General features: G+C 53.9%; 16 protein-coding genes and 1 riboswitch. Of the genes, 2 read left to right on the plus strand and 14 right to left on the minus strand.

All coding sequences use genetic code 11. The annotated features are described in order from the left end of the window. Nucleotides 1-531: 531 nt before the first annotated feature. Together E0E37_RS10880 and E0E37_RS10885 are read right to left on the minus strand one after the other, a co-directional pair. Complete coding sequence (locus E0E37_RS10880) at nucleotides 532-1,500, minus strand: sugar phosphate nucleotidyltransferase (RefSeq protein WP_130863075.1); 969 nt, start codon at nucleotides 1,498-1,500, stop codon at nucleotides 532-534. Nucleotides 1,501-1,710: 210 nt separating this feature from the next. Then, on the minus strand, nucleotides 1,711-2,463 hold the full coding sequence (locus E0E37_RS10885; protein WP_130863076.1) for a lysophospholipid acyltransferase family protein: 753 nt from the start codon (nucleotides 2,461-2,463) through the stop codon (nucleotides 1,711-1,713). A 303-nt stretch (nucleotides 2,464-2,766) separates the two neighbouring features. Between E0E37_RS10885 and E0E37_RS10890 the strand changes: the two genes are divergently transcribed. Next, nucleotides 2,767-3,450, plus strand: a complete 684-nt coding sequence (locus E0E37_RS10890; RefSeq protein ID WP_130863077.1) for a phosphatase PAP2 family protein — start codon at nucleotides 2,767-2,769, stop codon at nucleotides 3,448-3,450. 107 nt (nucleotides 3,451-3,557) lie between these two features. Here E0E37_RS10890 and E0E37_RS10895 read toward each other — a convergent pair whose 3' ends face one another. The 12 genes from E0E37_RS10895 to gyrB all read right to left on the minus strand — a co-directional run bounded on the left by E0E37_RS10895 (nucleotide 3,558) and on the right by gyrB (nucleotide 17,642). Further along, nucleotides 3,558-4,124 carry a ferredoxin domain-containing protein gene (locus E0E37_RS10895; RefSeq protein WP_130863078.1) on the minus strand — a complete coding sequence of 189 codons (567 nt, stop codon included), beginning with the start codon at nucleotides 4,122-4,124 and terminating at the stop codon, nucleotides 3,558-3,560. 127 nt (nucleotides 4,125-4,251) lie between these two features. Further along, a complete protein-coding gene (gene ribH / locus E0E37_RS10900; RefSeq protein WP_130863079.1) occupies nucleotides 4,252-4,716 on the minus strand; it encodes a 6,7-dimethyl-8-ribityllumazine synthase in 465 nt (154 codons plus the stop codon). Between the two features lie 61 nt (nucleotides 4,717-4,777). Then, entirely contained in the window at nucleotides 4,778-6,007 is a 1,230-nt protein-coding gene (locus E0E37_RS10905) for a bifunctional 3,4-dihydroxy-2-butanone-4-phosphate synthase/GTP cyclohydrolase II (protein WP_456298053.1), read from the minus strand. 174 nt (nucleotides 6,008-6,181) lie between these two features. Then, the gene (locus E0E37_RS10910; RefSeq protein ID WP_130863081.1) at nucleotides 6,182-6,934 is read right to left on the minus strand and encodes a riboflavin synthase; all 753 of its coding nucleotides are present in this window, start codon (nucleotides 6,932-6,934) and stop codon (nucleotides 6,182-6,184) included. Beyond that, nucleotides 6,916-8,292: a bifunctional diaminohydroxyphosphoribosylaminopyrimidine deaminase/5-amino-6-(5-phosphoribosylamino)uracil reductase RibD gene (ribD, locus tag E0E37_RS18895; RefSeq protein WP_246019701.1), complete on the minus strand. Its 1,377-nt coding sequence runs from the start codon at nucleotides 8,290-8,292 to the stop codon at nucleotides 6,916-6,918. The genes E0E37_RS10910 and ribD overlap by 19 nt, the downstream gene beginning before the upstream one ends. A 348-nt stretch (nucleotides 8,293-8,640) precedes the next feature. After that, a riboswitch (FMN riboswitch) is annotated at nucleotides 8,641-8,754 on the minus strand. Between the two features lie 110 nt (nucleotides 8,755-8,864). Next, entirely contained in the window at nucleotides 8,865-9,848 is a 984-nt protein-coding gene (trpS, locus tag E0E37_RS10925) for a tryptophan--tRNA ligase (protein ID WP_130863082.1), read from the minus strand. Between the two features lie 76 nt (nucleotides 9,849-9,924). Next, nucleotides 9,925-11,214: an ATP-binding protein gene (locus tag E0E37_RS10930; protein WP_130863083.1), complete on the minus strand. Its 1,290-nt coding sequence runs from the start codon at nucleotides 11,212-11,214 to the stop codon at nucleotides 9,925-9,927. Nucleotides 11,215-11,433: 219 nt separating this feature from the next. Then, nucleotides 11,434-12,186, minus strand: a complete 753-nt coding sequence (locus tag E0E37_RS10935; RefSeq protein ID WP_130863084.1) for a SigB/SigF/SigG family RNA polymerase sigma factor — start codon at nucleotides 12,184-12,186, stop codon at nucleotides 11,434-11,436. 9 nt (nucleotides 12,187-12,195) lie between these two features. After that, on the minus strand, nucleotides 12,196-12,600 hold the full coding sequence (locus tag E0E37_RS10940; RefSeq protein WP_130863085.1) for an ATP-binding protein: 405 nt from the start codon (nucleotides 12,598-12,600) through the stop codon (nucleotides 12,196-12,198). A gap of 58 nt (nucleotides 12,601-12,658) precedes the next feature. Then, complete coding sequence (locus E0E37_RS10945; protein WP_130863086.1) at nucleotides 12,659-12,985, minus strand: STAS domain-containing protein; 327 nt, start codon at nucleotides 12,983-12,985, stop codon at nucleotides 12,659-12,661. A 196-nt stretch (nucleotides 12,986-13,181) separates the two neighbouring features. After that, on the minus strand, nucleotides 13,182-15,695 hold the full coding sequence (gene gyrA, locus E0E37_RS10950; RefSeq protein WP_130863087.1) for a DNA gyrase subunit A: 2,514 nt from the start codon (nucleotides 15,693-15,695) through the stop codon (nucleotides 13,182-13,184). Between the two features lie 18 nt (nucleotides 15,696-15,713). Continuing rightward, on the minus strand, nucleotides 15,714-17,642 hold the full coding sequence (gyrB, locus tag E0E37_RS10955; protein ID WP_207302956.1) for a DNA topoisomerase (ATP-hydrolyzing) subunit B: 1,929 nt from the start codon (nucleotides 17,640-17,642) through the stop codon (nucleotides 15,714-15,716). 608 nt (nucleotides 17,643-18,250) lie between these two features. Here gyrB and dnaA point away from each other — a divergent pair. Beyond that, nucleotides 18,251-19,582, plus strand: a complete 1,332-nt coding sequence (dnaA, locus tag E0E37_RS10960) for a chromosomal replication initiator protein DnaA (RefSeq protein ID WP_130863088.1) — start codon at nucleotides 18,251-18,253, stop codon at nucleotides 19,580-19,582. The last annotated feature ends 23 nt before the right edge of the window (nucleotides 19,583-19,605 follow it).

The raw sequence follows: 19,605 nt of genomic DNA on the forward strand, positions 1-19,605 counted from the left end.
CTTCCCCGGGCCGTCTGCTTTGTTCCGGCCGCCGGGATCCTTCCCCGGGCCGTCTGATCTGTTCCGGCCGCTGGGATCCTCCGATGGGTTCCTCCGGGCCGATCAATTCACGCGGGACCGCCTCATTTCCCGCTCCGCAAAATCAAAATAGGCGAAATCGCTCTTTTTTTCTTATTCTCACCTAATTCCTCATGGAAAATGGGTGAAAACAGTGAAAAAAAGAAAATTTCACCTATCAGCTTGTCTTTTTGTTCCCATTATGCACTTTTTTCGAGCCAAAATAGGTGATTATTCATTTTTTTCTGGATTTTCACCTATATCATTTATGCCAGGCGCCGCCCAGCGGCGGACCGAAGCAAAACCTCATCTCGGACACGGAATTTATGTGATCTGCCGGAACTTCCACAGCCCGCCGGAACTTCCGCGGTCCTGCCAGGTCTTGCAGCTGACCGCAGAAACTTCGCAGTCCCCCGGACTTCTGCGGTCCCCTTGACATGCAGGTCCGGCAGGGCTTGCGGCAGCCAGCCAGCGTTACGCCCAGAGATCGAAGGGATATCTGCCCTGCGCTTTCATCTCTGCCAGCGCTCTCATAACGGAATCTCTGTCCTCTCTGTAGGTCACTCCATGCCATTTGTCCGACGAAGTCAGCACCTTCACGGAAGCTCCGCCTTCCCGTATCAGCTCGTCGACCACAAAGGGCAGAAAGAATTCGCCTTTCAGAGGATTTTCCGGAAGCGTGCGGTCCAGGAAAGCCGGAAAGCGCAGGGACAATTCCTCCATCATGCCCTCGGTAAAGCCCCACAGATTCATGGAGACCAGCGTCCCCTCGGCGATATCCGTCCACCGGCCGCCCTGCAGATCGCCCTTCCAATCGCCCTTCGAATCGGTCTGCAGAGCGTCGTCTTCTTCGAAATACTGTATTTTTCCCTGATTTCTCTGGATCTTTGTCCTCTCTATGATCTCTCGCAGGAAACCGTTTTCATCAGCCGTGCACACGCCCCTGGCCACGGACCCATTTTCTGTCAGCGTATTTTCAATACGGTATCCCACCATGCAAAAACGGCGTTTTTCATCGTCCGAAGCGCTGCGCAGAAAATCATAGATATTTTGAAACGCCTCTGCCCCGTAAAAATCGTCCGCGTTGATCACAGCGAAAGGCTGGTCCACCGCCGCTCTGGCGGCCAGCACCGCGTGGCCTGTGCCCCAGGGCTTGACCCGGTCCGCGGGAACCTGATATCCCGCCGGCAGGTCCGCAAGATCCTGAAACGCGTATTCCACCTGGAGCTTTCTGCCGGCTCCCCTGTCAATAATAGCCCGGAAATCCGCCTCCATCTCCCTTTTTATCACAAAGATGACTTTCTCGAATCCCGCTTTCCATGCGTCGTAGAGAGAAAAGTCAATGATCAGCTCGCCGTTGGTCCCCACAGGGTCCATCTGTTTCAGTCCGCCGTACCGGCTGCCCATACCGGCGGCCATGACGATCAAAATCGGTTTATTCATCTTTCTGTTCCTTCCTGTTATTTCGACCCTGAGGTTCGTCGTGCTCCGCTGCGATCCCGCGGCCGCATATTTTCCCCGCTCCCCCGCTCCGTCGTTTCGCGGCTGTTTCCACCCGGACCTGCGGATCAGGCTTCTTTGGACTTCCCGGCAGCTCCGCTCTTTCCCCGCCGCTGTTCTTCCCCTTGTCTCCGGTCCTTCCGGCGGCTCCGTTTACTCGGTCTCCTGCTTTTCCTGCAGCTCCAGAAGTTTATCTCTGACGATCTTTTCCACTACCCCGGCCAGTTCCGCCGCTTCTTTCTTTTCCATTCCCGCCGTCTCGATCGCCGGGTGGATGAATACATCCACGGTGGCTGCGGTAGGCGTTCCCGGACCCTCAAAGCATTTATAACTGCCGCAGATCGTCACCGGTACCACGGGAATTCCGGGCTTTGTGGCAAGGCGCAGACTCCCGCGTTTAAATTCCCCCATCTTCGGGCCCTTGCTTCTGGTGCCCTCCGGAAAGATACCCAGCGAAAAGCCCTGCTTCAGCAGTCCGATCCCCTCCTCGATAGCCCGCAGCGACGCTCTGGCGTCATCCCGCTTGATAAATACGCTGCGCACGTCGGCGATCCATTGGCCGAACAGGGGCAGCTTGTGGAGATCTTCCTTAGCTACAAAACCCAGCTGACGATCGGATATCACATAGGTGAGGATCGCGATGTCCGTGTAGCTCTGATGATTGGCTACAATCAGCACAGGACCCTCCGGAATATTTTCTTTGCCGGTGAAACGAATGGTGACCCCCACCTTCTCGACCAGGTGACGGCTCCATGTGGTCTCTGCCTGGCAGATCTCTTTCCGCTCGGCTTCCAGATCCCCTTCCGCCCTGTATTTTCTGATCATTTTCTGGTTCCCCCGTATGGTCCGCAGATCCCAGTACATAAATATTCCAAAACCGATATTTCTCAAAAGGTGTCTTGCCATTTAAGCCCCTTTCCTTCTAATCGCGTTCTCTTTCGCCCCGCGCCGCCGGCTCCGCCTCCGCGGATACAGACCGCAGACCGCAAATCATAAAAATAGTACCATATCCCGCTTTCTTTTTCCACTGAAAACAGCGGAAAATGTTAATTTGATTACAGTATTAATACGGTTTCGTGAATTGATTGTAAATCCCGTTCAGGCGTAATAAAATAGCCTTGGAGCACTCTTTTCCGGCAGGCTTTATCGTCTGAAAAGGGACGCTTTATTGAAAGCAAAACAGAAAGAAAATACATAAAGGGTGCATGTATGATAAATACAAATATTTTAAAAGGACTGCTGACTGTCCTCTGCGCCGGCGGTTTTGCCGTGCTGGCGTACTTTGTCACGCAGGGCGCCGTGCCGGCCTTCGACACCGCTGTTCAAAGCGCGGTGTTCTCGCTGCGAAACGACTGGCTTACCGCTCTGCTGAAACCGCTGACTCTCTCCGGCAACTGGCAGCCGGTGACCGTCCTCTGCGCCGTGCTTTTGGCTGCGCCGCAGACGAGGAAGCATTACGGACTTCCCCTCTCCGCTGCAGCTCTGTCATCTGTCTTGTTCTACGAGACGCTGAAATTTGTATTTCAGCGCTCCAGGCCGGATCCTGCCTTCTACCTCATCAACGAAAGCGGATTCAGTTTTCCCAGCGGACACGCGCTGACCAGTCTTGTTCTCTGGGGCACGCTGATCATGCTGATCCGGGCGTATGCCCGGGTCCCGCGGCTGTCTTCCGAAGACGAATACGATTTCCCGCGTCTCACAAAACCTTCGGCGGTCAACCTTCTGACAGGACTTTTGTGCGTCTATATTATTCTTATGGCTTTTTCCCGGATTTATGTGGGCGTCCACTATCCCACCGACGTTCTCGGCTCCTGGTGCCTGGGCGGCTGCATGCTCATCGCTATCCACAGTTCCCTGGTCCCGGCGCTGACGCACCGGGGGAAAGACGCCTGAACAGAAAGAAATTATTTTCTGCATAATGAACAAAGCCGGCCAAAAACACCTTCTGCTCTGTGCGGATGTTTTCGGTCCGGCTTTCTTTTTTACGATCTTCAGATGATCTACTTTTTCGGCCGTTCGATGCATTTGTTGTCCCCGGAGTCCCTGTCGAAGAACGGGCTCTTTGACGAGACCGACAGCGGGATCCCGTACGCTACCCGAACTTTTTCCGAGAACAGTCCTGTCTCCACGGCCACTCTTCCGGCGGAATATATGACGCGATTGTCGATCCTGTGATCTGCCGCCACAGAAACCGCGGAACCCACGGCGATGCCCAGATCTGTGATGTTGAACGCGCAGTTGCCGCCGTTCTTCATACATGCTCCGCAATTTTTAAATCCGCACATGCCGCAGTCGGCGATGAGCATAGGATCGTTCACCGCTCCCAAAAGCAGCAGCACCGGCGAAGCGTCCACATTGCCCGCGTCCCTGACGATAAAATCGATCTGCTTTTCTCTTCCGTATGTCCGCATGGATTCAGCCAGACGGTCCTTTTCCTCCCCTGTAAGCGCGAAGGCCTCCAGATGATCGCTTCCGCAGGCCTTAGGCGCTGTCCGGGCCGCCGCAAGCATCAGATCCGCCGCCGCCATCACCGCCCTCAGTTCTGCGGCGCCACTGTCAATCTTCATATGCAATATCCTCCTTTTCCGCGTGTTCTGCATGGCGGGAATACCCTTGCCCGCCTCCCTCTGCATCCCATTATACCTTCGCGGCGAAGATTCCACAACCCAGCCGAAAAAGACGCTGATCTGGCCCCTACCCGATCTCTCTCATGAGATTTACCATCTCAATTGCGGATAAAGCCACATCGTATCCCTTATTTCCGCCCTTTGTACCGGCCCGCTCGATGGCCTGCTCGATGGTGTCCGTGGTCAGCACGCCGAAAAGCACGGGGACGCTGCTGTTCAGCGCCGTCTGCGCTACCCCTTTTGATACCTCGGCGCAGACGTAGTCGTAGTGCGACGTTGCTCCCCTGATCACCGCTCCCACGCAGATGACGGCGTCATATTTTCTCGACGCCGCCATGCGCTGAGCCACCAGGGGGATCTCAAAAGCGCCCGGCACCCACGCCGCCGTGATATCATCCTCTTCCACACCGTGTCTCACCAGTCCGTCCACGGCCCCTGCCAACAGCTTACTGACGATAAATTCATTGAATCGTGAGGCCACGATGCCTACCTTCATCCCCTGAGCTACGACTTTACCTTCCAATACTTTCATGTTCATTTTCCGCAGATCTCTCCGCGTTCTCCTTTCTTATTTTCACTGATATCCGCTTTTCTTACAGACTGGCCGTCCTGCCGGGCTCCTCTTCATGGGTGAACAGATGACCCATCTTTTCTTCTTTCGTCTTCAGATAAAAGGCGTCGTGCTCCTCCGGCCGGATCTCGATGGATACCCGCTCTTTGATCTCCACGCCGAAACCGTCCAGACCGTATATTTTGTCGGGGTTGTTGGTCAGCAGACGCAGCTCCCTGGCCCCCAGATCCTGCAGGATCTGCGCTCCGATCCAGTATTCCCTCAGGTCCGGGGCGAAACCCAGCTTCACATTGGCCTCCACCGTGTCAAAGCCCTGTTCCTGCAGCTCATACGCCTTCAGTTTGTTGATGAGCCCGATCCCCCGTCCCTCCTGACGCATATAGAGCAGTACGCCTCTGCCTTCCCTCTCGATCTGTTCCATGGCTCTGGCGAACTGCTGACCGCAGTCGCAGCGGAGAGACCCGAACACATCGCCGGTCAGACACTCGGAATGGACCCGGCAGAGCAGATTTTTTCCGTCTCCGATCTCGCCCTTTACCAGAGCTACGTGGTGTTCGCCGGTGAGATCGTTAACATAGCCGTACACTTTGAATTCCCCGTATTTGGTGGGCATATCAGCCACCGCCTCGCAGTTTACATGCTTTTCGTGACGACGGCAGTAATTCTGAAGATCCCGGATGGTTATAAATTTGATCCCGTGCTGCCGGGCCAGCTCCCACAGCTGCGGCGTGCGCATCATGGTCCCGTCCTCGGACATGATCTCACAGCACAGACCGCATTCCTTCAGTCCGGCCAGCCGCATCAGGTCCACCGTGGCCTCCGTGTGTCCGTTGCGCGCCAGTACGCCGCCTGTGCGCGCCACCAGCGGAAACATGTGACCTGGCCGGCGAAAATCCTCAGGCCTGGAAGTTTCGTCCACGCATTTCAGCGCTGTGATGGAACGCTCCGCGGCTGAGATCCCTGTGGCAGTATCCACGTGGTCTATGGAGACCGTGAAAGCCGTACAGTGGTTATCCGTGTTTTCACTGACCATCTGCGGCAGATTCAGCTTTTTCGCATAGTCCGCGCTCATGGGCATGCAGATCAGCCCCTTGCCGTGGATCGCCATAAAATTAATGTTTTCGCAGGTGGCAAACTCCGCGGCGCAGATAAAATCTCCCTCGTTTTCCCGATCCGGATCATCTGTCGCCATGATGATCTTTCCTGCCCGCAGATCCGCAAGCGCCTCCTCGATGGTATTGTAGTTCATAATTCCCCTCCATTTCCTTCCGGCCGTTTCTCTTTCAGATCTCCCGCTGAAAGATCCGCCTCCATTTCCGCTGACTGCCGTCTCGATGATGCTTTTTTATCATCTGTGATCCCTGGCTCTATGTCAGACCAATGTGAATATTCCATGTAAACATCTTATGTGGACGCCTGAGATCATTTAAAATCCGTGGATCCGCAGAAACTCTTCGGTCAGTCCCGACCTTTCTCCCCCAGGGCAGCCTTCTGCACGGCCTCCGGCGCTGTCTTTGGATCCGCGCTCCCTTTCCCCTGCATTGCTCCCGGCGGATGCATCTGCGGAGATGGTTCCGCCGCCGCTTCTGGCATAGACGCCCGTCAGTTTTTTTACGTACTTTGCTATCATATCGTTTTCCAGATTGACCACTTTCCCCGGCTTTCCGGAAAGCAGCGTGGTCTCCGCTCCCGTATGGGGAATGACGGACACCTGAAACGCGTCGTCACCGGCGCAAGCTACCGTAAGGCTGATCCCGTCGATGGCCACGGAACCCTTTTCCACGATCAGTTCCAGTATGGCGGGCGGCGCTTCCACCGTGACCCAGACCGCGTTTCCCTCCCGCCTGAGTTCCCTGATCGTCCCGGTCCCGTCGATATGTCCGGATACCATATGACCTCCAAACCGGCCGTCGGCGGCCATGGCCCGTTCCAGGTTCACCGGGTCTCCGCTCTGCAGCCTGCCCAGATTAGTACGGCGCATGGTCTCTGCCATCACGTCTGCCGTGAAACTGTCCCGGGTCTTCGACGTCACCGTCAGGCAGACGCCGTTGACAGCGATGCTGTCCCCGATCTTCGTATTTTCCAGAACTTTAGCCGCTCTGACGGTCAGGCTTCCCCACTGACTTCCCAACGAAGCCCGGCCCACCGTGCCCTTTTCCTCTACGATTCCTGTAAACAATCTTTCATCCCCCTTATCACCTCGTATTCGAGGAGCAGATCGCTTCCGAAACTGTGGATCCTGGGATCCGACAGTAAGACCGCCTGATCCGGATACTCCACTCCCTCTCCTTCCACCGGCGTCTTCGCCGTCTTTCCCCCGAACAATTTAGGCGCCACGTACACGTATACTTTATTGGCCAGCCCCTCTTTCAGCACGCTGTAATTCAGCGCGCCGCCGCCCTCCAGAAGAACGCTGTCGATATTCCGCGCGCCCAGCTCCCTCATGAGAGCTTTCAGATCCACGCCGCCGCCCGCTGCCTCCGGCAGCTCCAGCACGGTGACGCCCAAAGCTTCCAGACGGCTTTTCTTTGACGCTCGTTGGGCAGCGCCTCTTTCATCTGCTTTTATAACTGCTTTTTCATCCACTCTTTCATCTGTTTTTTCGGCAGCTCCTTCGCTCATCCCTCCATCCGTCTCATGGCTCCAGGCGGACCGGCAGGCGCCCCACGGCTCAGCTGCGCCGGAAACGGCCGCCGCTCTGGGGATCGCGGACTCACCGTTCGCACTGTTTATGCGATCCCAACTGTTCCAACCGCAAACGGCCGCCGCCACGATGGTGGGAACCTCTCCCGCTGTGCGGCATATTCTGCTGTCCTCCGGTATGCGCAGGCGGCTGTCGCAGATGATACGGACGGGATTTCTGCCCCCCTCCATACGGCAGGTCAGCAGGGGATCATCCCGCAGTACCGTACCGATCCCCGCCATGATGGCCGAATATTTATTTCGCAGCCGCTGTACATCCGCCCTCGCTTCCTCCCCTGTGATCCACTTTGACTGGCCGGATGAAGCCGCGATCTTTCCGTCCGCCGTCATAGCGTATTTCAGCGCCACATAGGGAGTCTCCGCAGTTATAAAGTGGAAAAACACCGGGTTCAGCTGGTCGCATTCCTCCCGCAGAAAATCCTGTACTACGGTGATTCCCGCCTTTTTCAAAATCTCCGCTCCCTGGCCCGCTACTCTGGGGTTTGGGTCCCGGGAACCGATCACCACTTTGCCGATGCCCGCCTCCAGGATCGCCTCCGTACAGGGCGGCGTCTTCCCGGTGTGGCAACAGGGTTCCAGGGTCACGTACATGACGGCGCCGGAGAGCAGCCCGTCCGCTTCCTCCCGGGTCCGGCCCTCCCTGACCGCCCGGACTGCCGCCAGCGCGTTTCTCTCCGCGTGAGGTCCTCCCCACACTTCATGATACCCTTCGCCCACGATCCTGCCGTCCTTGACGATGACCGCGCCCACCAGCGGGTTGGGGGAGGTCCTCCCCTCTCCCCGGCCCGCCAGTTCAATGGCCCTTCTCATATATTTTTCTTCTTCCCTGTCCATACGTCTCTTCCTCCGCATCCACAATTCAAAGATCTATCTTAATGATGGCGTCCCGCTCTGGATCGTTTCACACCTTTCACCGTTCTGTCATCTCTGCCCTGAAAACGCAGCTTTGGACATAGCGCAGATAAAAAACGCCCTGCAAAAAACATTGTTTCCTGCAGGGCGTTGTCAGATCGCGGTCTTCTCTTTTCTCTTTGCCATCCCCTCGGCCCCTGCATCGGAGCAGGCGGCCGCGGACAGATCCGCGTTCCGCCGGTTTGGCAAAGTCTTCGGAGGGATCTCCGAAAACAAAAACTCTGAAATGATAAATCATTTCAGAGCAAAAATACATAACAAAAACCGTATCGCATTCTTCTTTCATCCAGACTATACTGTCGGCTTCGGAGTTTCACCGAATCAGCCTTTCGGCTCGCGGGCTTTACCGCCGGTAGGGACTTTCACCCTGCCCTGAAGAATCTCTTATTTAATTGTTTGGACGATTTCCTGAATTGGTTACAAGTATAAACACTTTTCTCCGCGTTGTAAAGAGGAATTTATAAATTCTCTCCAACAGGTCCTTTTCTCTTCCGTTAACAGGCTCCGAATCCGATCATGTCCTTCACCCGTTTCACGGTCTTTTCGGAGATGGCGCCTGCCCGTTCCGCGCCGTCTTTCAGAATGTCCAGCAGTTCCTGGGACTGACGGATCTCTTCGTATTTCTGCTGGATGGGCGTCACGGCGTCCACGGTGATCTCCACCAGGTCCTTCTTGAAGGCGCCGTATCCGCTGCCGGCATACTGGGCGGCGATGTCCTCCACGTCCCGTCCGGAGAAGGCGCTGTAAATGTTCAGAAGATTGCTGACTCCCGGTTTGTTTTCAATGTCGAAGCGCACCTCGCCCTCGGAATCGGTGGTGGCCTTCATGATAGACTTTTTGATCTTTTCCGGCGTATCCAGAAGGGAGATACGGCTGAAAGCGTTGGGCGCGCTCTTGCTCATCTTGCTGGTGGGATCGTCCAGAGCCATGACGCGGGCTCCGCTTTTCAGGAATCTGCCGTCTGGCACCACGAACATATTTCCATACTTGCCGTTCATGCGGACCGCCAGATCCCTGGTCAGCTCGATATGCTGTTTCTGATCGTTGCCCACAGGAACCACATCCGTATCGTAGAGCAGAATGTCTGCCGCCATGAGCACCGGATAACAGAACAGGCCCGCGGGGGCGGACTCCTTATCCTTGCTCTTCTGCTTAAACTGCGTCATGCGGGACAGTTCTCCGGTGTAGGCGTTGCAGGTGAGGATCCAGGAGAGCTCCGCGTGGCCGGGCACGTCGGACTGTACGAATACGATGGATCTCTTCGGGTCGATGCCGATGGAGAGATACAGCGCCGCCACGTCCAGTATATGCTGCTTCAGTTCCTTCGGATCCTGGGGCATGGTGATGGAATGCATATCCACGATACAGTAGATACAATCGTGGTCCTCCTGCAGCTCCACGAACTGCTTCAGCGCTCCCAGATAATTTCCAATATGGATGTTTCCCGTAGGCTGTACGCCGGAAAATACTCGTTTCATAATCTGACCTCCATTTCTCGCAGTCCGAAAAGGGACCGCCGTCTTCTCATATCGATTTATGTCATATCAACCAAAGTCAAATGGTCTCCACCGCGTAAAGCGGCAGGTTCAGCAGCCATTCTTCCATTTTATAATCCGCCATGGAGGTCCGGATCGAAAGCCTGGGCGCGAACTTTTCTCTGTAAACCTTCAGGCTTTTCGCCTGGAGATTGATCTCTGCCTTGACTTCAACGGGGATTATCTCCTGGCCGTTATCCACCACAAAATCCACCTCTGCAGTTCCCCTGTCACTGGACCAGTAATAGACCTTCCGATCCTTCTTTGACTTCAACTGCTGCAAGACGTACTGCTCGGTCAACGCCCCCTTGAACTCTTTAAACAATTCATTTCCATCCAGAAGGGTCTCCTGCCGAAGTCCTGCCAGACAGCTGAGCAGACCAACATCCACAAAGAAAAGCTTAAACGCCTTCAGGTCCTCATAAGCAGCCAGAGGCAATCCCGGTGTTTTCACACGATTTACCTTGTGAACGAGCCCGCAGTCTGTAAGCCAGAGCAACGCCATCTCATATTCCTTTGCCCTGGCCCCTTCCCGCATCAGGCCGTAGACAAATTTCTTGTTTTCTTTCGCCAGCTGCCCGGGTATGCTGTTCCAGAGCATACGAATGCGTGGCACCACATCGTAGGGCGCGTGTTTGGAAAAATCCTGCTCATAGGCTTCAAGGATCCGCTTCTGGATCTCCCTCGCCTCATTGAAATCCCGATCTTCCGCAAAGCTCTGCACCACCTCCGGCATCCCGCCCACATAATAATAATACTTGAGGATATCCACATAATCCTGTCGAAAGGCGGCAGCCATGCTGAAATCTCCCTTTTTGAGAAGCTCTACGTGCTGCTGCTTTCCCATAGCAACAGCGAATTCAAAATAGGACAGCGGAAAAAGGTCCAGAAACTCTACTTTCCCCACTGGAAAGGAAGTCCCCTGATGGAGCGCGACTCCCAGCTGACTTCCCGCGCAGATGATCTGATATTGTGGAGCGTCCTCGTCAAAGTATTTCAGGCTTGCCAGCGCACGGGGAGCCTCCTGCACCTCGTCAAAGATCAGCAGCGTCCGCTGCGGATCAATTTTGTGTCCAGCGTACAGTTCCAGTCCGATTAAAATGCGTTCCACCTGCAGATCGCTTTCAAACAGGCTTCTCATCCGCTCATCGTTGTCGAAATTGATGTAGACCGTCTCGTCATAGGCCGTTCTGCCGAACTCCTTCATCAGCCAGGTTTTACCGACCTGCCGCGCACCCCGGATGATGAGAGGCTTTCGGCGGCTCTTTTTCTTCCATTCTATCAGCTGCTCCATAGCCGTTCGATACATAGGCCCACCGCCTCTCAAAAGTTATAAGGATAGTATGCCACTTTTGCACAAAAAGTCAAACGACTTTTTGCAGTAATGTCAGATAAAGCTCAGACCTCTAAAGTCAGGGCTCCGGCTGAATGGGATCACTGCTCTATATTAGATCTCAAATTCAGTTGAAAATGCAAACGCAAAAACTCAAAATGCGGACACGGGATCTTTCCCTGTCCGCTGATTCTCTTATGCTATATATGCAGCCCTGAACTTATCTTTCAGCCGCTTCTCGATGCGCGAGACCGTCATCTGCGAGATATCAAAGGCTTTCGCGATCTCCTGCTGCGTCTTGTTCTGAAGAAAGCGCATCTGAAAGATCTCCCGCTCCTGGGGAGACAGCTCTTTCATCACGCTCTGGATCAGGTCCGCGTTTTCAAAACTTTCGAAGGCTGTATCTTCTTTGCTGGCATATTTTTCATAGACGGAGCCCTCCCCGTCGTCGCCGCCCTCGTCAAAGGTCTGCTGCAGGGAATAGGTGCCGTAGGATTTCCCGCTCTCCATGGCCTCCAGTATCTGTTCTGCCGGCTCCCCCAGATATTCCGAGAGTTCTGAGATCGTAGGCGCTCTGTGAAGGCTGTGAGTCAGTTCTTCCTTTGCCTTGGGAAGTTTGGCTGAGATCTCCTTCAGCCGTCTGGGGACTTTTACCGCCCAGCCTTTATCCCTGAAATATCGTTTGATCTCACCGATGATCGTGGGTGTGGCGAAGCTGGTAAATTCATATCCCTTGGAAGCGTCGAAACGCTCGACGGCGAAAACCAGGGCCATGGAACCTACCTGATAGAGATCCTCGTACTCGACTCCCTTATTCATATATTTGCGAACCAGTATATCTACCATATACAAGTAATGCTCGACGATTTGATTGCGCAGCCCCACATCCTTTGTACGGCTGTATTCCTCAAAAAGGTCTTTTATATCGCTTTGCTTGGTTGAGGACATATTCTTCTCCTACCGGTGCGTATACTTCACCATCTGAATTCTCGTTCCACTTCCAATCTCTGAGAAAATATCCACTTCGTCCATGAGAGCCCGAATGATAAAAATACCCAGACCTCCCTCCTTGGGATGATCCGGTTCCGGCATTTTATACCCGGCCACGTCATAGCCGCCCGCGTGGTCGATGACGCAGATCACCAGTCTGTCGTCCCCCAGCTCGCAGGAAACCTCATAGCCGTTCAGCTCCTCCACGCCGTGGCGCACCACGTTGGTGCAGGCTTCCGACACGGCGACCTTGATGTCCTCAATGGCTTCGATGTCAAAACCGGCGCTGTTTGCCAGTGCGGATACGGTCATGCGCACGGTACTCACATATTCCGGTTTTCCGGGAACCGAAATTTTTAAAAAGTCTGCCATTTAAATCTCCTCGTTTCGTTGCATACTTGTAAAGTCGTTATCCTGCCGGATACAGGCGTTACTCCGTCTGTTCCGCCGCGCAGAATATCCTGTCAAGGCTGGTGATACGCAGAAGCTTCGCAATGTTTTCCCGCGGATGCTCAACGCGAATCCCGTGTCCGCTCTCCTGCATCCTGCCGTAAGCGCCGATGAGGACGCCCAGCCCTGTGCTGTCGATATAAGACAGATCACTCATATCCAGCACGATATCCGACTGCTTCTCCTGAAACAGATCCGCCAGCAGACCGCGAAGTCCGCCGGCCGTAGCTACGTCCACTTCTCCGCTCACTCTTACCTTCCATACTCCCGCCTCCTGGCTGAAGTCGTGTTTCATCTGCAATGCCATCTCTCGTATCCTCCGTTGACTGCGATAAAATCTGTATACCCCTCTGCAGAGATTTTAAACACATGAGGAGCCGCCCGCCGGCCGGCCGGGCGGAATCCATGACCCGCCGGCCGAAGTTACGGGCCCGGTCCCTCCGCGGGAAGCCCCTCTGTGGTTTTTATTGTCTCTGGATCCTTCCGCTGTGCCTGATGTGGCTCTACTCTACGTCGAAGGTGATCTGTCCCGCATCGTTTTTGTTTCCGCCGTCGTCCCCGCCGGAAAGATCGCCGTCTTCTACGTCTTCTTCCCGGATCAGCTTAGCCATAGCGATGATGTTGGCGTCTTCTTCGACCCGCATGATCTTGACGCCCTGGGTCGCTCTTCCCAGACGGGATACTTCCCCGGCCTTGATGCGGATGATGATGCCGTCGGAATTGATCAGCATTACTTCGTCGGACTCGGCGACCACCATGGCTCCGATCAGCACGCCCGTCTTGCTGAATTTGGTCTTGTCGTAAGTCAGCAGACCCTTGCCGCCTCTGGCCTGGATCTTATAATCCTTCACCGACGTTCTCTTTCCATAGCCCGCTGAAGTGACTACCAGCAGTTCCTCGTTCTTTTCAGCCAGTTCCATGGCTACCACTTCGTCGTCTTTTTCCAGGGTGATGGCACGCACGCCGCCGGCCAGACGGCCCATAGGCCGCACATCCTCTTCGCTGAAGCAGATGCACTTGCCGTATTTGGTTACGATGATCACATTGCTGGTTCCGGTGGTCTCCTTTATGCCGATCAGCTCGTCGCCGTCCTTGAGATTGATGGCGATGAGACCCGTCTTCCGGTTGGTGTTAAACTGGCTCAGATCCATCTTCTTGATGGTTCCCTTCTTCGTGACGGCGATGAGATAGCGTTCCTCCTCAAAACTGGAGATGGGGATGACCGCGGTGATCCGCTCACGCTGCATGAGATTCAGGAAGTTTACGGCAGGGGTCCCCTTGGCCGTTCTCTGCGCCTCCGGGATCTCGTATGCCTTGATCCTGTGGGCCTTTCCCAGACTGGTAAAGAACATGAGATAATCGTGAGTCGAAGTAATGATCATGTTCTTCACGAAGTCGTTGTCCCTGGTAGTCAAGCCTGTTATCCCTTTTCCGCCTCTCTTCTGGGTCTTGTAAGTGTCCGCAGAAACGCGCTTCAGGTAGCCCAGGTGGGTCAGCGTTACCGCCACGTTCTGCTCCTGGATCAGGTCCTCTTCGTCGATCTCATCCACGTCGGCCACGATCTGTGTCCGGCGCTCGTCGCCGTATTTTTGCTTGATCTCAAGAAGCTCGTCTTTTATGACTCCCATCAGCATTTTTTCGTCCGCCAGCAGCTGTTTGTAGTAGGCGATGCGCTGCATGAGCTCGGCGTACTCTGCCTCGATCTTCTCCCGTTCCAGACCCTGCAGTCTGGCCAGTCTCATATCGAGGATAGCCTGAGCCTGTATCTCGGAAAGGCCGAAGCTCTCCATCAGTTTTTCTTTGGCGTCGTTGTAGCTGCTTCTGATGATGCGGATGATCTCGTCGATATTGTCCAGGGCGATGCGCAGACCTTCCAATATGTGGGCTCTGGCTTCGGCCTTTTTTAAATCAAACTGTGTCCGTCTGGTGACGACGTCCTTCTGATGCTTCAGATACTCGGTGAGGATCTCCTTGATATTGAGGACCCGGGGCTCGCCGTTCACCAGAGCCAGCATGATCATGCTGTAGCTCTCCTGAAGCTGGGTATGCTTGTACAGCCGGTTCAGCGTGATCTGCGGATTGGCGTCCCGTTTCAGCTCAATGACGATACGCATGCCGTGCCGGTTGGATTCGTCGCGGATGTCGGAGATCCCGTCGATCCGCTTGTCCTTTACCAGCTCCGCGATCTTTTCGATCAGACGCGCCTTGTTGACCTGATAGGGGATCTCCGTGACGACGATCTGCTGTCTGCCCTTGTTGGTCTCCTCGATCTCCGCCTTTGAGCGGACCAGCACCTTGCCCATTCCCGTACGGTAGGCTTCTCTGGCGCTGTTTTTTCCCATGATGATGGCTCCCGTGGGAAAGTCCGGCGCTTTTATGATCCGGATCAGATCCTCCACCGTGGCTTCCTCATCGTCGATGAGCTTCACCGCGCCGTCGATGACTTCTCCCAGATTGTGGGGAGGAATGGAGGTGGCCATGCCGACGGCGATACCGTTCGAACCGTTTACCAGAAGCTGTGGAAAACGGGCGGGCAGCACCGTGGGTTCTTTTTCTTCTCCGTCGTAGTTGGGGATGAAATCCACCGTCTCCTTATCGATGTCCCGCAGCATCTGCAGGGCAAAGGGCGCCATTCTGGCCTCTGTGTAACGCTGGGCCGCCGCGCCGTCGCCGTCCACAGATCCAAAGTTTCCGTGACCGTCAACCAGGGGATAGCGGATGGAAAAAGGCTGGGCCATACGCACCATGGCGTCGTAGATCGAACTGTCGCCGTGGGGGTGGAACTTACCCATAACTTCTCCCACGATACGGGCTGATTTTTTATACGGCTTGTCCGGGGTCACTCCCAGTTCGCTCATGCCGTAAAGGATCCTCCTGTGTACGGGCTTCAGTCCGTCCCGCACGTCCGGAAGGGCACGTCCTACGATCACGCTCATGGCGTAGTCGATGTAGGAATTTTTCATCTCGTCGTGTATCTCGTGCTGTATGATCTTTGTGTCTTCAATTAAATTACTCATGGTTCCGCCCCTCCTTCCTTAAATATCCAGCAGCGCGTCTTTGGCGTGCTCTTCGATAAACTTCTTGCGGGGCGGTACTTTATCTCCCATGAGAGTGGTAAAGATCTCGTCCGCAGCGGCTACATCCTCTATTGTGATCTGGACCAGGGTGCGATTGCTGGGATCCATGGTGGTCTCCCAGAGCTGAATGGCGTCCATTTCTCCCAGACCCTTGTATCTCTGGATATCTACCTTGCCCGGCTTATCCGCCAGACTGGCAAGCAGCTTTTCCTGCTCTCTGTCCGAGTAAGTGTAATATATGTCTTTTCCCTTTTTCACCTGGAACAGAGGCGGCTGAGCCGCGTAGACATAACCTCCCTCGATGAGAGGCGTCATGTAGCGGTAGAAGAAGGTCAGGAGCAGCGTCCGGATATGGGCGCCGTCCACGTCCGCATCGGTCATGATGATGATCTTGTGATATCTGAGTTTCTCGATGTTGAAATCAGACCCGATATTGCAGCCGAAGGCCGTGATCATGTTCTTGATCTCGTCGGAATTGAGGATGCGGTCCAGACGGGCCTTCTCCACATTGAGGATCTTTCCGCGCAGAGGAAGGATCGCCTGCCGCATGCGGTCTCTTCCCTCCTTGGCGGAGCCGCCGGCGGAATCTCCCTCCACGAGGAATATCTCCGAGACGGACGGATCTTTTTCCGAACAGTCCGCCAGTTTTCCGGGTAGGGACGTGCTGTCAAGTACGCTCTTTCTTCTCGTCAGCTCTCTGGCCTTTCTCGCCGCTTCTCTGGCCCGGGAAGCCTGAAGGCATTTTTCCAGAATGATCTTTGCCTGCTGGGGATTTTCCTCGAGAAACGCGGTCAGGTTCTCGTTGGTGGCTGTTTCAACAAATCCTCTCATCTCGCTGTTTCCCAGTTTTGTCTTGGTCTGCCCTTCAAACTGGGGTTCCGTCAGCTTTACGGAGATGATGGCCGTCAGCCCTTCCCGCACGTCCTCTCCCGCAAGTCCGTCCTCATTTTCCTTGATGAACTTGTTCTTTCTGGCATAATCGTTGAACACGCGCGTCAGGGCCGAACGGAATCCCACCATGTGAGAACCGCCCTCCGTGGTGTTGATATTGTTGGCGTAGGAGAGCACCGTCTCGTTGTAGCTGCTGGTGTACTGCATGGCGATCTCCACTTCCTGCTCCTTTTTCTGGACCTCGAAGTAGATGATATCCTGATGGATGCTTTCCTTATTCTTATTCTGATGTTTTACAAATTCCTTGATCCCGCCTTCATAATGGAAGACTTCGTTTCTCTTCTTGCCTTCCCTCTCGTCCTTGATGCTGATCTTGATCCCCTTGTTCAGGAATGCCATCTCTCTCAGACGGTGCTCCAGTTTGTCGAATACGAATTCCGTTTCCTCAAATATCTCAGGATCGGGGCGGAAAATAGTACGCGATCCTGTCTTTTTGCCGCACTCGCCGATCACAGTCAATTCGCTGGTCACTTTTCCTCTCGAGTAAGTCTGGCGATAGATCTTTCCGTCCCGCTTGATCTCTACTTCCATGGATTCGGAAAGAGCGTTTACGACAGAAGCGCCTACGCCGTGCAGACCTCCGGAAACCTTATATCCTCCTCCGCCGAACTTTCCGCCGGCGTGCAGAACTGTGTGGATCACTTCCACCGCAGGTTTTTTCAGTTTGGGATGGAGATCCACGGGCATTCCCCGGCCGTCGTCTTCCACCATGATGGAATTATCAGGCAGGATCGCCACGCTGATGGACTTGCAGTATCCGGCCAGCGCCTCGTCGATACTGTTGTCCACGATCTCATAGACCAGATGATGCAATCCGTTGGGTCCGGTCGTACCAATGTACATTCCAGGCCGCTTTCGGACAGGTTCCAGTCCCTCCAGCACCTGGATCTGTTCCGCATTATAATCCTGCTGCTGCTTCACTTCTTCAAATGACATTTGCTCCTCCGTTTCTCGGTCGTTTTATCGAGCGTTCTTTTCCCGGTCCGGAAACTTCTGATCCGTCCCTTTCCGGCTTTGATCTTATTATTATATGTACTCTTCTGTCGGGGCTTAATTTTGCCATAGTCCATTCTACCCTAGATTCACGTTTTTTTCAATCTTTTTACCGAAAAGATTATAAAATGCAGAACATGCGATTTTCGCTCTTTAAACCGGCGATTTTCGCTCCTGACAAGGACGTAAATTTCAGACATATATACTATGTTTGACTTCTTTTTATTTTTCTATATCCCCTGCTGTTTTCCATCCTTCGACCTCTTCCGCAGATATTCCTGCGTATTCTCTTTTTTCTGCAATATTTTTTAAGGATTTTCTTTTCCTCTCGCTCTGCTTCTCCACAACATATATGGGTTGTGAACATTTTTAATAAAGTTACCCACAAATTGTGCATAACTTTTCTTTCCGGCCACCGTATGGTATTTTTTCGATATTTATTTTTTGCTCTTCCTGTGGATAACTTTTTTTGTTATGATAAGACATACGGGGAATAGCGGTATGCTATTTCCTTTGTTCTGAATCTGATTTTAGTTAGAAGGTATCTATTGATGAACACACAAGAATTGAAGAGTCTCTGGGACGAGGTTCTGGAACTTCTGCAGCCGGAACTGACTCCCATCAGCTATGAGACGTGGATCGCGCCCCTGTCTCCTACGGGAATGGACGAGCGTGAGGGAAAACTTTATCTTTCCTCATATAATGATTTTTCCAGATCGATCCTCACCAACCGATATAAGCCGGTGATCGAGAACGCCGTCCGCACCGCTTTCGGCAAGGATGTAAAGGTGGCTTTTATCGCACCGGAGGAGATCCCCGCCGACGGCAGCGATCCCGGTCCTTTTACGGACGAGCTCTATCTGAATCCGAAGTACATTTTCGATACGTTTGTAGTGGGCGGCAACAACCGCTTTGCCCACGCCGCGTCCCTGGCCGTGGCGGAGGCGCCGGCCAAAGCCTACAATCCGCTTTTTATCTACGGCGGAGCCGGGCTGGGGAAAACTCATCTGATGCACGCCATCGGACACTACATCCTTCGCGGAAATCCTTCCTCCAAAGTGCTCTACGTTTCCTCCGAAATGTTTACCAACGAGCTGATCAAGGCCATCCGGGAAAAGCAGACGGTGGAATTTCGAAATAAATACCGCAATATCGACGTTCTCATGATCGACGATATTCAGTTTATCGAGAAAAAAGAGAGTACGCAGGAAGAAATCTTCCACACCTTTAATACACTGTACGAGGCGAATAAGCAGATCATTATCTCCAGCGACCGGCCTCCCAAGGAGATCGCCACGCTGGAAGAACGTCTGCGCTCCCGCTTCGAATGGGGATTGGTGGCGGACATTCAGGCTCCCGACTACGAGACCAGAGTGGCCATCCTCATTAAGAAAGCGGAGCTGGACGACGTGGAGATCAGCGACAGTCTCATGGACGTCATCTCTGTCATCGCGGAAAAGATCCAGTCCAATATCCGTGAGCTGGAAGGCGCGTTCAACCGTGTAGTGGCTTACGCAAACCTGACCAACGCCAAGATAAACAAAGATCTGGCCAGGGAAGTTCTTCTGGACGTTTTTTCCTCGAAAGACAGGGAGGTGACGCCAGCCCTGATCAAGAAACACGTTTGCAAATACTTCAACATCAAACTGACGGACATTGAATCTTCCAAGAGATCCCGCAATCTGGCCTATCCCCGGCAGATCGCCATGTACATATGCAGAAATCTCACCGACCTGTCCCTGCCCAAGATCGGCGAACACTTCGGCAACAGAGACCATACGACGGTGCTTCACGCCTGCGATAAGATCTCGGCCGAACTTCCCGGCAACGGGGACCTCAAAAACATAATCGAGACCATTGAAAATGAGATAAAAGAAGATTAATGCACAAAACCACGGATAAGTTT

Origin of the sequence: Bacilliculturomica massiliensis (assembly GCF_900605495.1) — a bacterium.
In the GTDB taxonomy this organism is placed as follows: Bacteria; Bacillota; Clostridia; order Peptostreptococcales; family Anaerovoracaceae; genus Bacilliculturomica; species Bacilliculturomica massiliensis.